The sequence below is a fragment of the Alteromonas sp. ABD4_190 genome, from assembly GCF_056160105.1.
On sequence record NZ_JBSWWN010000001.1, the window covers coordinates 2,589,201 to 2,603,067 of the forward strand.

14 protein-coding genes are annotated in these 13,867 nt (G+C 44.2%); 7 read left to right on the forward strand and 7 right to left on the reverse strand.

The window, feature by feature from the left end; translation table 11 throughout:
• The first annotated feature begins 4 nt into the window (after positions 1 to 4).
• The 3 genes from ftsY to ftsX are packed head-to-tail and all read left to right on the forward strand — an operon-like array spanning position 5 to position 3,332.
• Entirely contained in the window at positions 5 to 1,615 is a 1,611-nt protein-coding gene (gene ftsY, locus ACXAFM_RS11410) for a signal recognition particle-docking protein FtsY (RefSeq protein WP_474829562.1), read from the forward strand.
• A gap of 26 nt (positions 1,616 to 1,641) precedes the next feature.
• Positions 1,642 to 2,355 carry a cell division ATP-binding protein FtsE gene (gene ftsE, locus ACXAFM_RS11415; protein WP_474829564.1) on the forward strand — a complete coding sequence of 238 codons (714 nt, stop codon included), beginning with the start codon at positions 1,642 to 1,644 and terminating at the stop codon, positions 2,353 to 2,355.
• Entirely contained in the window at positions 2,352 to 3,332 is a 981-nt protein-coding gene (gene ftsX, locus ACXAFM_RS11420; RefSeq protein WP_474829566.1) for a permease-like cell division protein FtsX, read from the forward strand. Before ftsE ends, ftsX begins: the two co-directional genes overlap by 4 nt.
• Here ftsX and ACXAFM_RS11425 read toward each other — a convergent pair whose 3' ends face one another.
• Both ACXAFM_RS11425 and ACXAFM_RS11430 read right to left on the reverse strand, forming a co-directional pair.
• Positions 3,333 to 4,568, reverse strand: a complete 1,236-nt coding sequence (locus ACXAFM_RS11425; RefSeq protein ID WP_474829568.1) for an EAL and HDOD domain-containing protein — start codon at positions 4,566 to 4,568, stop codon at positions 3,333 to 3,335.
• Positions 4,569 to 4,721: 153 nt separating this feature from the next.
• Positions 4,722 to 5,948, reverse strand: a complete 1,227-nt coding sequence (locus ACXAFM_RS11430; protein ID WP_474829570.1) for an EAL and HDOD domain-containing protein — start codon at positions 5,946 to 5,948, stop codon at positions 4,722 to 4,724.
• Positions 5,949 to 6,572: 624 nt separating this feature from the next.
• On the opposite strand from ACXAFM_RS11430, the gene rpoH reads away from it, so the two are divergent.
• Positions 6,573 to 7,427 (forward strand): RNA polymerase sigma factor RpoH, encoded by an 855-nt coding sequence (gene rpoH, locus ACXAFM_RS11435; protein ID WP_179984771.1) that lies wholly within the window; start codon positions 6,573 to 6,575, stop codon positions 7,425 to 7,427.
• A gap of 112 nt (positions 7,428 to 7,539) precedes the next feature.
• On the opposite strand, the gene ACXAFM_RS11440 is transcribed toward rpoH, so the two are convergent.
• The 3 genes from ACXAFM_RS11440 to pip form a co-directional block, all read right to left on the reverse strand.
• Complete coding sequence (locus ACXAFM_RS11440) at positions 7,540 to 8,454, reverse strand: bifunctional GNAT family N-acetyltransferase/hotdog fold thioesterase (RefSeq protein ID WP_474829572.1); 915 nt, start codon at positions 8,452 to 8,454, stop codon at positions 7,540 to 7,542.
• 232 nt (positions 8,455 to 8,686) lie between these two features.
• Positions 8,687 to 9,124, reverse strand: a complete 438-nt coding sequence (gene dtd, locus ACXAFM_RS11445) for a D-aminoacyl-tRNA deacylase (protein ID WP_474829574.1) — start codon at positions 9,122 to 9,124, stop codon at positions 8,687 to 8,689.
• Entirely contained in the window at positions 9,121 to 10,098 is a 978-nt protein-coding gene (gene pip / locus ACXAFM_RS11450; protein ID WP_474829576.1) for a prolyl aminopeptidase, read from the reverse strand. Before pip ends, dtd begins: the two co-directional genes overlap by 4 nt.
• Before the next feature lie 188 nt (positions 10,099 to 10,286).
• Here pip and ACXAFM_RS11455 point away from each other — a divergent pair, with 188 nt between their 5' ends.
• A complete protein-coding gene (locus ACXAFM_RS11455; RefSeq protein WP_025257569.1) occupies positions 10,287 to 10,529 on the forward strand; it encodes a hypothetical protein in 243 nt (80 codons plus the stop codon).
• Entirely contained in the window at positions 10,526 to 11,164 is a 639-nt protein-coding gene (locus tag ACXAFM_RS11460) for a DUF2959 domain-containing protein (RefSeq protein WP_474829578.1), read from the forward strand. Before ACXAFM_RS11455 ends, ACXAFM_RS11460 begins: the two co-directional genes overlap by 4 nt.
• 141 nt (positions 11,165 to 11,305) lie before the next feature.
• On the opposite strand, the gene ACXAFM_RS11465 is transcribed toward ACXAFM_RS11460, so the two are convergent.
• Positions 11,306 to 12,190 (reverse strand): virulence factor BrkB family protein, encoded by an 885-nt coding sequence (locus ACXAFM_RS11465; RefSeq protein WP_474829580.1) that lies wholly within the window; start codon positions 12,188 to 12,190, stop codon positions 11,306 to 11,308.
• Between the two features lie 226 nt (positions 12,191 to 12,416).
• Complete coding sequence (gene metF / locus ACXAFM_RS11470) at positions 12,417 to 13,304, reverse strand: methylenetetrahydrofolate reductase (RefSeq protein WP_474829582.1); 888 nt, start codon at positions 13,302 to 13,304, stop codon at positions 12,417 to 12,419.
• Between the two features lie 160 nt (positions 13,305 to 13,464).
• Here metF and metJ point away from each other — a divergent pair, with 160 nt between their 5' ends.
• Positions 13,465 to 13,797 (forward strand): met regulon transcriptional regulator MetJ, encoded by a 333-nt coding sequence (gene metJ, locus ACXAFM_RS11475; RefSeq protein ID WP_014950979.1) that lies wholly within the window; start codon positions 13,465 to 13,467, stop codon positions 13,795 to 13,797.
• The last annotated feature ends 70 nt before the right edge of the window (positions 13,798 to 13,867 follow it).

Here is a 13,867-nt window from a genome sequence, read left to right on the forward strand (position 1 = left end):
AACGATGTCGAAACTTTTTGGCTGGTTCAGTAAGAACAAGAAAGCAGAGAAACAAAAAGCCCAAGCGGAAGAAGCTCGCTTAAAGTCGGAAGCCGAAGCAAAGGCGAAGGCTCAAGCGGAAGAAGAGGCTCGCGCAAAGGCAGAAGCTGAAGAACAGGCAAAAGCCCAAGCGGAAGAAGAGGCTCGCGCGAAGGCCGAAGCTGAAGCACAGGCTAAAGCCCAAGCGGAAGAAGAGGCTCGCGCGAAGGCCGAAGCTGAAGCACAGGCGAAAGCCCAAGCGGAAGAAGAGGCCCGCGCAAAGGCGCAAGCCGAAGCACAGGCTAAAGCCCAAGCTGAAGAAGAGGCTCGCGCAAAGGCGGAAGCTGAAGCACGGGCGAAAGCGCAAGCGGAAGAAGAGGCTCGTGCAAAGGCGGAAGCTGAAGCACAGGCGAAAGCCCAAGCGGAAGAAGAGGCTCGTGCAAAGGCGGAAGCCGAAGCACAGGCTAAAGCCCAAGCGGAAGAAGAGGCTCGTGCAAAGGCAGAAGCTGAAGCACAGGCGAAAGCCCAAGCGGAAGAAGAAGCTCGCGCAAAGGCGCAAGCCGAAGCCCAAGCTGAAGAAGAGGCTCGCGCAAAGGCAGAAGCTGAAGCACAGGCTAAAGCCCAAGCCGAAGAAAAGCCGAAAGAGAAAAAGTCGCTATTCGCACGCTTGAAAGCCAGCCTATCTCGCACAAAAGAGAATTTGGGCAGTGGTATCGTTAGCCTATTTAAAGGCAAAACTATTGATGATGAGCTGTACGAGGATCTTGAAACACAGCTTTTAGTGGCCGACGTGGGCATGGATACCACTCAGAAAATTATTGACCACTTGACTGATAGTGCTTCTCGTAAAGATCTTAAAGACGCGGAAGCTTTACTGGAGATCATGAAGCAGCAAATGTCGGGTATGCTGTCTGAAGTAAACCAGCCGCTTTCTGAAGTTATGAAAGCGCACGATTCTAGTGAAGGCCCGTTTGTTATCTTAATGGTTGGCGTAAATGGTGTAGGTAAAACCACCACTATTGGCAAGCTGGCTAAGCAGTTCCAGCAAGAAGGCAAGAAAGTGATGCTTGCCGCCGGTGATACCTTCAGAGCTGCTGCCGTTGAACAACTTCAAGTATGGGGCGAGCGCAACGATATTCCTGTTATTGCACAGCATACTGGGGCTGACAGTGCATCGGTACTTTATGATGCGCTAGAAGCGGCCAAATCGCGTGGCACAGATATTCTTATTGCTGACACCGCAGGGCGTTTGCAGAACAAGAACAACTTGATGGAAGAGCTAAAGAAAGTGGTTCGCGTAATGAAAAAGATCAACCCGAACGCGCCTCACGAAGTTATGCTTACACTAGACGCTGGTACCGGGCAAAACGCCATTAGCCAAGCTAAGTTATTTAACGAAGCCGTGGGCTTAACGGGTATCACCCTTACCAAATTAGACGGTACAGCAAAAGGCGGTGTTATATTCTCTATTGCCGATAAGTTTAAAATTCCTATAAGGTATATAGGTGTTGGCGAAAGTATCGATGACTTACGCCAGTTCGACGGCCAAGAGTTTATTGACGCCTTGTTTAGCGAAATGGACACACCTGAAAGCTAAAACCAGCAAAGCGGTAGGGAAAAATAATGATAAAGTTTGAGCAGGTAAGCAAAACCTATCCAGGCGGGCAACGCGCGCTTAGTAAGGTTAATTTTCATATCGCCCCGGGTGAAATGGCCTTTCTAACAGGCCATTCAGGTGCAGGAAAAAGTACACTTCTCAAACTTATCAGTATTATGGAGCGCCCAACAGTAGGGCGCGTTCTCATTAATGGTCACGACCTTAACGCCATTACCCGTCGAGATATTGCCTACATTCGTCGCGATATCGGGATGATCTTCCAAAGTCACCAGCTGTTAATGGATAAATCGGTTTTTGACAACGTGGCGTTACCTCTTGTCATTGAAGGGTACACCCATAAAGAAATTCGCAAGCGTGTAGAAGCCGCACTTGAAATGGTGGGGCTTAGAGACAAAGCCCGTTGCTTACCCATTACGTTATCTGGTGGTGAGCAACAACGGGTGGGTATTGCGCGAGCAGTGGTAAATAAACCTCCCTTATTGCTAGCCGATGAGCCAACCGGTAACCTCGACCCTAAACTTTCAATGGAAATTATCCGTTTGTTCGAAGATTTCAATCAAGCGGGAGTATCTGTGCTGATTGCGACTCACGACTTAGGACTAATTGCGCGTATGCGCTACCGCACGCTTACCCTTAAAAACGGGCAAATGATTACTGATGGGCTAACCGACGATATGGGTGGCGCGGGTTCAGGTAATGGCGAAGGAGAGTGGTCGTGAGTATTTTATTTAAGGGGCGGGCACAAGGCGCATCTTCAGCAAAAGTGGGCATGGTACAAATTATTATCATGTTTTTTGTCAGCCATGTGCGACAAGCCCTGTCTAGCCTTGGTGAGCTTTGGCGACAGCCCTTAGCCTCGTTAATGACAATAGGTGTTCTGGGTTTGAGCATAACCTTGCCAAGCACACTTTATATCATGGTAAAAAACACCGAGAAAATTACCGCTGGCTGGGATCAGGCATCAGAAATTTCTCTTTTTCTCAAGCCTAATATCAATGCTGCAAGCTCACAACAGCTGGTCGCAAGACTGAATACTTGGTCTGAAATAGACAGTGTGGTTTACATTCCTGCCGATGATGCGCTCAAGGAATTTCAGCACTTATCTGGATTAGGCGATGCCATCGCGTATCTTGAGAAAAACCCACTTCCGGATGTTGTATTAGTTACCCCTAATGAAAAGCATGCTTCACCCACTGCAGCTAAAGCGCTGTTAGACAAGCTTCGCCAGCAGCGCGAGGTAGACATCGGAAAGCTTGATATTGAGTGGTTAGAGCGCTTGTACGCAGTTATTGATATTGCAAGAGACTTAGTTACTTTAATTGGCCTGCTTTTGTTTATTGCTGTAGTGCTTATTATTGGTAACACTATCCGACTGAATATACTCAACAAATACGATGAAATTGTAGTAATGAAGCTGGTGGGAGCTACCGATGCGTTTATTCACCGTCCTTTTTTATACACAGGTTTTTGGTATGGCTTACTAGGCGGATTAATGGCGTGGTTTGCCGTAATTATTATTTTGTGGTGGATGGATAGCAGCATAACCACATTTGCTGCTATGTATCAGAAAGATTTTAATATTACCGGGCTGACCGGTTCAGCATTGCTAACCATGCTAGGGCTTTCAGTACTATTAGGCTTGCTCGGATCTCTAATCTCAGTGCAACGTCACGTAAAAGAGATCGAGCCTAAATAATTAAGCAGTAGCGCGCGGGTAATGTGATGAAATAGCGCTGCGTACGCCGTTACCCCAGGTAATAGCCTGGTTATACAGCATATGTAGTTGCTTTTGGTCAATGTTCAGCAACTTTGCTTGCTTGATTACGTTCATCCAAAGAGCACTTTCAAAGGCGCGAACTAACGTCATGTAGTTGTTCATTTCTAGGTTTTTGCCCAACAAAGCGTCATTCACCTCTTCAGACAGCGGAAGCTGTTTAACAATGTCAGTCATAGACTGGTCGAGTAAACCTTCAAGTAACGAAAATAGCCCAACTAAGAAAGATATGGGCGGGTTATTCTTAATGCCCCTGCGCTCGGCCAGTAAATCAAAAAACTTAGCGCGTACAAGCGACATATGAATGATTTCTAGGGGCTTTTCATCGCCTAAATTAGTCAGACTTAATAACGCGATAAATTTCTTAATTTCAACTTCACCCATGTAATTAAGGGCGTGCTTTAACGATGTAATCTTATAGCGCTTATTGATGGTCGGGTTATTTATGAACTTAAGCAATAAGAAACTAAGCGTGGCATCGCGTTCAATAATTTGGCTAATGCGCTCTATGTCAAAGTTAGTACTTGAGCTTTCCCCCATTAAATCAACGATGTTCATTTTAGAGGCCGGAAGCTGTTTAAGAATGCGCGCTTCGGGCTGAGAAAAGAAATAACCTTGGAAAAAGTCGAAGCCTAAATCTACACAAGTAGAAAAATTATCTTGGGTATCAACCTGCTCAGCTACAATTTTCACATTTGCATCATGATAGCGGGGGATATGCTTTTCGATGGTTTCAAAGCGAGTCTTAGTGACATCTACTTTTACTATGTCAATCAGCGGGAAGATATCATGTGTCGCGCCTACCATCATAGGGTCGTCGATGGCGAGCTTAAAACCAAGCTGCTTGATGTGCTGGCATGCTTCGAACAGGCCGTTGGCGTTATCGGTAGGGTCGGCCAGCTCAACAACAACCGACTCAGGGTTAAGCGAAGTTGGAAAGCGTGAAATAATGGTATCAGGTGAGAAAGTGATAAATGATGTTTTCTCACCGCTTATATCGTCAAGCCCTAGTGGATGAAAGTGCTCTGAAATATATTTAGCTTTCTGGTCACTGTGCTCTGGATATGCACCAGATTTACCATCCCGAAATAATAGCTCGTAAGCAAATACATTTTTGCTTTTGTCTAAAATAGGCTGGCGAGCTATGAACGCGAACATAAACTATTCCTGAGGCAACATGGTTTAACGACGTTTCAATTGGTATCAAATGGGCTTAGAAAATATATAGCCACATCCTAGTCTATGATATGTAGGTATAATCTAACAATAAATCAATGATTATTTTGAAACCGCATTCTTTCATTAAGCTTCTTAGTCATCTTTCAATGCTGAGTTATGAATGTGTTTTGCCCACTTAATAGCTTCATTGTAGTAGCTGTGTAGTAGGCTTTGTTTCATCTCATATTTTGCCGCAAATTGTTTAACGCCCATCCAGTTAGCTCGCTCGAAATACTGAACAAGTATCAAACAATTACGTAGCATACCGGGTGTGCCGCAAAGCGCGCCCTTAACATCATCACTGATTGGTACCTTGCTTACCAGATCATCAATACGTTGCTCCATCATGGCGTCAAGTAAAGACAGTAGCCCAGTGAGAAAGCCTTTAAGCTGGTTGTCAGGAGTCTCAAGCTGGATAACTACTAATTCACAAAACTTTGCACGCACCAGTGCCATTTGCATCAATTCGCTGGGCTGACCATCGCTTAAGTTGGCAAGAGCAAGTAAAGATATAAATTTCTTCACTTCTACTTCACCCATAAAGGTTAGTGCATGCTTAAGTGACGTTATCTTATGGCGCTTATTTACCATCGGATTATTGATAAAGCGCAGCAGCAGATAGGTAAGCGATGGATCTCTTTCAATAATCTTATTCACATTATCGAAATTAAGCTTTGGTTGGCTGCTTAAGGTGAACAGTTCCATCATAGTTAGGCTGCTTGGCCCCAACTTCCTGTGCCTAACGATTTCTGGCTTAGCAAGAAAATAGCCTTGAAAATAATCAAAGCCCATGTCTTTGAATTTATGAAATTCTTCATAGGTTTCAATTTTTTCAGCTACAAGCTTAATGTTGTTTGATTTAAAACGCGCTACCAAAGCGGGTATTTCAGTGTGAGGAATTTCGGTGATATCAATTTTCACCACACTGGTGAAGGGAATAAAAGCTTCCCATTTTCCCTTCATGTCATAATCATCTAGGGCAATTGGATACCCCAATCCACGGATATGTTTACAAGCCGCAACCAAGGCATCATCTACTTCTACGGTTTCAACAATCTCGATTACAACTTTGTCCGCATCCAGCGACGTGGGAAAGCGAAACATTAGCGTATCTCGATGAAAATTGATGAACGCTTTTTTGTCTCCGGTAATTTCTTCAATGCCCAAGCTTAAGTGAGTAGAGGTGAGAATTTTCGAGGTGGCCTCATCGGGGGGGATATCCGGAAAGCAATTTTCCTCGCCCACGCGAAAAAGCAGTTCGTAAGCGTAAACCTCACGGTTTACATCAAATATGGGCTGTCTAGCGACGTAAGCAAACATTAAATTCCCCTTTGCTTTACTTGCCTTACTCCTTCCTTAAGTATTTCCCTTCCAGTTTTTTATTATTTTTGTCTGGAAAATGCTGTGCAGCGGTCGTAGTGCAAAAGCGATTGATACAATCTAATATTTTCAATTTCCAAAGAGAAAAGCAAGGTTTAAACTATCGGTAATATCACAGTAGCGCTACAGTATGAGTTTAAAAATCATTCAGAGTGGGTTTGGTTAATAAATGTGTTTGCGCTGATGCAGGTAACTTATAAACGGTAGAATTCATACCAGTGAGATTAGCTTTTAATTCTTGCTATGTAATTAAAGTATAATAACGTAGTGGTTAAATGACCTACCCAGCTACCACTTAATGCAGGCCAATCATTGAACGGATGTGGCGTTAGTGGAGTATGAAGTCAGAAGTGCTTGCGCTCGGAGGAGTGGCTAGGAGCTTCAACTTAGATAGCGTTAAACTGATGGTTCTTTTGTAAAGTTGAACTTTTTTTCTTATTCTAGGTCTTGATATTGTAGAAATAGTCACTATACCTACATATCGATTAGACTTCATATCTTAATTAGGTCTCGCGCAGCTTCGGTTACTTTGCTAATATGAAGCGGCAATAAATGAGGTGAACAATGAGCAACAATTTGCAATCTATGGCCCTGTCAGTGCCTCACAGCGGTAGCATCGAAGGCTACATTCAAGCTGTAAGCAGCATTGATATGCTTAGCGCTGAGGAAGAGCGCGAGTTGGCAGTGCGCCTTCGCGAAGACGAAGACTTACAAGCCGCTCGTAAGCTAGTAATGTCACACCTTCGTTTTGTAGTGCACATTGCAAAATCTTACTCAGGTTATGGCTTACCCCAAGCCGACTTAATTCAAGAAGGTAACATCGGCCTAATGAAAGCCGTTAAGCGTTTCGACCCTACAGTGGGCGTGCGTTTGGTTTCTTTTGCGGTACATTGGATCAAAGCAGAAATTCACGAGTTTGTACTTAAAAACTGGAGAATAGTTAAAGTTGCGACAACCAAAGCGCAGCGTAAACTGTTTTTTAACCTTCGCAAGGCGAAAAAGCGTCTTGGTTGGTTTACCCATGCTGAAGTGCAAACCGTTGCGGACGAATTGGGCGTGAGTACAAAAGAGGTGCTTCAAATGGAAGCACGTATGAGTTCTCAAGACCAAGCATTTGACTTAACTGCGGATGAAGATGAAACAGGCAATTTCGCACCAGTTCAATATCTAGAAGACAAATCTTCAGATGTTGAAACGGATGTGATTAACAATGACTGGGATACAGCGGCGAGCAAGCGTTTGTATTCAGCAATTAAAACGCTAGACGAGCGTAGCCAAGACATCATCGAAACTCGTTGGTTAGCAGACAATAAGATTACGCTGCAAGATCTAGCTGATAAGTATCAGGTATCTGCAGAACGTGTTCGTCAAATAGAAAAGAACGCGATGAAAAAACTTCAAGCTGCTATGGTTGCGTAGTACACGCAGTAAATGGCTTACACAAAAGCTTAACTTTGAAAAAAGCGCCTATAAGGCGCTTTTTTTATGTGTAGATTTTTATCGCAAGTGGCAAAGCGGAGAGCCTGCAACGCTACTCTTCTTCGTTTTTAGAAGGGGGAAGAACGTAGAAGACACCGTCAAATTCCGCTACCGGCGTATCTCCATCCAAAATAGCCACACTTAACTCGAAACGTGCTTTTTTTTCGTTTTCTAGGGGCTTGAACTTACCCGATAAGGTTTCAATATTACAGATCGCCCTTGGCTTCATAGTGATGGGCTTGTGGTAATGGATATCCCCATCGCCCAATACAATATCACCGTCTAAACCACGCTCTTTAAGCTGCAAGTAAATCATGCCCCAGCCTGTTAACGTGGCTAAAGAGAATATACTGCCGGCAAACATAGTGCCGTGAATATTAATGTTTTTATTTAGCGACGCGCGGGTTTCTAGGGTACGCCCGGTGTATTGGTATAGTTTAATACCCATGTGCTCGGTAATAGGTATGGTCTCTGACCACGTCTCCTGCAGCGATTTACACCACTTAGGATGTAATACTAAGGTATTGCTTTCAGTGAATTTCTTGACCATTTGCTGGCGCTTTAGCATGCCTAATTCGTTAGGGGCTTCACGCTCAATTTCAAAACCGCACGCACTAAAAAAGTCGATGGATATTTCGCGGCTATTTGTTACTGCTCGCTCAGCACCTAAGTCTTTAGCAACGTTTTCCAGCGCTGCCATTATCATCTGACCTAAGCCTTTGCGTTGATGGTCTTGGTGTACCGCGATATGTCGAATTTGTGCTTCCTCAGCAGTGTTCAAATGAACACGGCCACAGGCTACAATTTCGTTCTTACGGTTGGTAATAATACGATGCTCGGCGACCTGTTCATATTCGTCTTTTTCAGAGCCAGGAGGGAAATTCCATGGTTGGCGCAAGTGCTCCCATCGAAAATGAAAATAGGCTTCAAATTCGGCGTCGCTTTTAGGCGTAACTACCTTGTACACAATAAACCGACCTTCTTAAATGAGTGAAGGAGTATTTAAACGTAAGAACCCATGAGGTACAAGTTTAATTATGTAAGCAAACTTGGAATGCCGAAGAAGTACACAGTCACCAGTAAACCGAAGGGCCCAATAGTTACGGACTAAACAGCAAGGAATACCCGAATTGCTTTCGCATAGCTGGAAAAAGAAAGGTTTAGCCGCCTAGTGCAGCGAGACGCGCCCCTTTGAGCTCTTAGACACTAAACTGAAAAGTAACAGGCCCGTCATTAATAAGGCCAACCTGCATGTCTGCACCGAACTCGCCTGTGGCTACTTTCATGCCTTTATTTTTAAGGGCCTGCACAAATTGCTCATAGATAGTTCGACCATGTTCAGGAGATGCACCGCGAGAGAAGCCTGGACGATTCCCTTTTTGAGTGTCTGCAACAAGCGTGAACTGAGACACCACCAGTATTTCCCCATCGACTTGTTCAATATTTAAATTCATTTTGCCATCTTCATCGCTAAAGATACGATACCGACAGAGTTTATTCGCAAGCTTCTCTATTTGCGCTTCGCTGTCTTCCTTTTCAACACCTAACAGCACCAACATGCCTTTGCCAATCTCACCAATAACGTTACCGTCTACAGTTACATTAGCTTCTGATACCCGTTGGATAAGTCCTATCACTTTGATGACTCCTGAATAAAGCGTGACATGTCGCGAGTAGCACGGCAAAGGGCATAACCTATACTGGGTTCGGATGTGCTGTGCCCCGCATCTGGGATGATTTGTAACTGGCTCTGAGGCCATGCTTTGTGAAGTGCTTCAGCAGCTTCGGTTTTACAGATCATATCGTAGCGACCGTGAATAATAGTGCTCGGAATATGACTTATTTTATCAATGTTTTCAAGGATGTAGTTTTCATCTAAAAAGCATTTGTTAGAAAGGAAGTGGCATTCTAAAGTTGCTAGGCAAGTGACCAATTGCATGGGGTAATTGTCAGTGGACTCACCTACGCCGGGGGGTAAAGTAATGCGCGACAATCGCTCTTCCCACTGATACCAGCGCTTTAAGGCAGCGTGACGCAGTACATCATTGCTAGAGCGTACCATTGCGCTATAAAAACTGCAGACTGTGCTCGACGTCACCGGTGTAGGAACATCCTTGGTGAATTTGCGGTAGTACTCGGGAAATAACTGGGCAGCGCATCCATTTGGCGATAAAAACCAATCTCTGTCTTCTTGCCTGGCTAAAAATACGCCGCGAAGAATGAGACCTGTTACTCGCGGGGTATACTTGAGCGCATAAAGTAAGGCAAGTGTTGAGCCCCATGAACCGCCGAACAGCAAAACTTTTGGTATAGAAAGGTGAGTTCGTAATGCTTCTATATCTTCAACATTAGACCAAGTATCGTTGTTTATCGTATCAGCGAGGGGGGTAGAGCGGCCACAACCACGTTGCTCATAACCTATAATGCGATACTTGTTGCTATCAAAAAAGCATTTGTAGTTAGGGGGTAAGCCTGCGCCAGGCCCGCCGTGAATAAAAAACACGGGGATGCCGTTTGGATTGCCACTTTGCTCGAAGTAAAGCGAATGCCCACTTCCCACTTCGATAAATCCGTTTTCATAGTAGGTAACATCGGGGTAAAGTCGTTTCATTTTGTTTCTGCGCGTTGTGTGAGTGCCTGTTTTAGTTTAGTTTATTATTATTCAAACGTTTGCGTGCTGACTGCTTCAACGCTGTTTTTGCTTGTTAAATAAGCGATTAACGCTAAGTCTATACTATAGAACAAGTGTCATTACGTGCTAGCTAATCATATTATAGTCATAAATGCGAGGATGTTTATATGGCAGGTCAAGGATCAGGCGGTAACGTAATCGCCGCAATTTGTAACTTCTTTATTCCTGGGTTAGGTCATCTAGTACAAGGAAGAATTTTAGGTGCATTGTTCTTTTTCATCACAGTGGGCGTATGTTATGCCTTAGCTGCAACTGTGGTACTTGCCATTGTCTTTTGGCCTTTAGGCGCCCTTTTGCATTTGATTTGTATTATAAGCGCAGCACGTTTTAGAGGTGGAGTAACCGCATGAAGTTAATCGCATCAGCATTTGTTGCTATGCTTGCCCTTAGTGGGTGTCAGTCTGCATACTACGCAGCATGGGAAAAGGTGGGCGTTGAAAAGCGCGATATCTTAGTTGACCGCGTTGAAAACGCTAAAGAATCTCAGGAAGATGCACAAGAGCAGTTTAACTCTGCATTAGAAGCATTCAGCGCTGCAGTTGCGTTCGATGGTGGAGAGCTTGAAGACGTTTACAACCGCTTGAACGGTCAGTATGAAGACAGCGTTGCCGCTTCAGAGGAAGTGAGTTCACGCATCGATAAAGTGGAAAGCGTTGCTGAAGCTTTATTTGATGAGTGGGCAGAAGAGCTTGAAAAGTATCAGAACGCATCGTTGAAACGGGATAGCGCAGCAAAGCTCCGCGAGACCAAGCGTCGCTATTCTTCATTAATGACAGCTATGCGTAAAGCTGAAAGCAAAATGCCGCCAGTATTAAGCGCACTTCAAGATAATGTGCTGTACCTTAAGCACAACTTAAATGCCAGCGCCATTGGTGCACTGCAGGGCGAACTTTCTACAATTGAAAACAATGTTGCTCAGCTTATCAGACAAATGAATTCAGCTATCGCTGAGTCTGACGCCTTTATATCTTCAATGAAAAACTAGCCGTTAGTTAGGCATCAATTATAAAGAAGGGAGCTTGCAGCTCCCTTCTTTCGTTTTATACATTTTTTGAGAGCATCTGTGCACACTGGTTTAAAGCCGCCCCGAAAGGTAAATCATTACTACGCCTATAGCCTTGGTCGACTATTCCTTTGGAACCTTGCGCGGCTCGTTCTCTGCTTTACGGTTTTCGAAAGCTTCTCCTAAACTGCACGTGAATTCTGCACCGAACAGCACAATTATCCACGACAAATATACCCATAAAAACAGGATAGGTACCACCGCAAGAGCGCCATAAATTAACTCATATGAAGGAAAGTTCGTTACATACAACGCAAAGCCCGATTTAGTAATTTCAAAAGCTATGGTAGCCACAATTGCGCCTATGAACGCATGGCGGGCAAACACTCTTCTATTTGGCACAACCATGTACAAAATAGTGAATGCGAGCATGGCAGCACCGCTTGGCACAAGGCTGAGTAAGAAGGTTCCCAATCCAGGCGTGTACTCTTCGGTAAAAGCAGCAAGGCCAGTTAAATAGGAACTTACTACTACGCTAGAACCAATAAGCATAGGCCCTAGAGTGATCACCATCCAATAGATAGCAAAAGTGTACACTATGGGTCTGTCACTTTGCGTGCGCCAAATTCTATTAAGGGTTTTATCTACGTTTGATATGAGCATTAGCGCGACGACCAGCAGCGACAAAATACCAATGGCACTCATTTGTGAGGCATTGCCCACAAAATCGGTCATGTATTTATGTACCACATCACTGGCGGTAGGAACAAAGTTGCTAAAAACAAAATGTTCGAGCTTGCTTCTCACAGATGCGAAGGCAGGAAAAGCCGACATAATGGTAAAGGTCACCATGATAAATGGTACTAAAGATAACAAGGTTACATAGGCTAAGTGCCCAGCAGAGATAGTAATATTGTCTTCTCTACAGCGCTTTATGAAGATGCTAAAGAGCTCTCTAACCTGAGGAGTAACATTGTTATATAAGGTTTTAACCTTGTCTAAATCCACTCAATTTCTCCTGACGATACCGTTTAAATGATAAATAGCGCGGTCTTATCTATGCGGACTGGTATAAGGCATCGATAGTTCATTACTTGTTTTATCAAATGGTAACTGCGGGCGGCCTTGGTGGCAAAGTTTAATGCAGGTTTAAAACAACAAAGGCGCATTGATTGCGCCTTTTGTGGAGTGAATCATGCAAACATGACATCACTCTTGTGATAATTGTTATTTATTAAACGCCTGGACGCACACCTAGCATGTGACAGATAGCATAGCTCAACTCACTGCGGTTTAAAGTATAGAAGTGGAAGTGTTTTACCCCTTCTTTAGCCAGCACTTTAACTTGGTCCATAGCAATGTTAGCGCCTATTAAATTACGGGTTGCTTGGTCATCGGCATCAAGGCCGTCGAACATTTTGTGCAACCATCCAGGAACATGAACATTTGTGAAACCAGCAAATTTAACCAGTGTTTGGTAGTTGGTTACCGGCAATATACCCGGAACGATATCTAAGTCGACACCTGCTGCGGCAGCGCGGTCTCTAAATCGAAGGTAAACACTCGTATCAAAGAAGAATTGAGTTATTGCTTCTGTGGCACCTGCTTCTGCTTTGCGTTTTAGGTTTAGTAGATCAAACTGCGCATTTGGTGCTTCAGGGTGCTTTTCTGGGTAGGCAGCGACAGAAATATCAAAATCGGCAACGTCTTTTAGTAAGGCAACAAGGTCAGAGGCATACATTTCTGTTTTTTCTACTCCTGACGGTAAGTCGCCGCGAAGTGCAACAATACGGCGAATGCCTGAATCCCAGTAGTCTTTTGCAATTTGCTTTAATTCATCACGGCTTGCGTCGACACAGGTTAAGTGAGGAACGGCAGCAACGCCTGTTTGCTGTTGAATACGTTTTACCACATCGTGGGTTCTGTCACGCTCACCGCTATTGGCGCCGTAAGTAACCGACATGTAGCTTGGCTTTAACGGTGCTAGGCGTTCAACCGACTTCCACAGGGTTTGCTCCATGGCTTCCGTTTTAGGCGGAAAGAATTCAAAAGATACATCAATATCACGCAGCTCCGACAGGGACTGGTTTAATGCATCGATACCTTGTGCGTAAGAAACCATGGTTTATACTCTCAAAAATGTAATCTTATAGACGTTTAGACGTCTAAATTAAAGAATATATGTCTAGACGTCAAGAGGTTTACACTGCTCAATTGACCTTTTCGTGAACTTGTTTAGAATTTCTCTTCATAATATAAAAAGAGTAGACCGAGTTAGTACAATGGCAGAATGGAACGGTAAATATATTCACCCCTACGCAGAGCATGGGAAAAAGAGCGAGCAGGTAAAGAAAGTCACTGTTTCTATACCTATTAATGTGCTTAAAGCACTTACTGATGAGCGTACCCGCCGCCAAATCAATAATTTGCGTCACGCCACTAATTCGGAACTGTTGTGCGAAGCATTTTTACACGCGTTTACTGGCCAGCCATTGCCTAACGATGATGACTTGCGTAAAGACAATCCTAATCGCGTGCCGGCTGAAGCTAGGCGTATTATGGAAGAAATGGGCATTGACCCAAGCTTCGAAAATGATGTGTCTGAAGACGACTGATATTTAGTATTAAAGAGAAACGGCGCTGTGTTGTAAGGCTTTACTAGTTTATAGCCTACAACACAGCGCC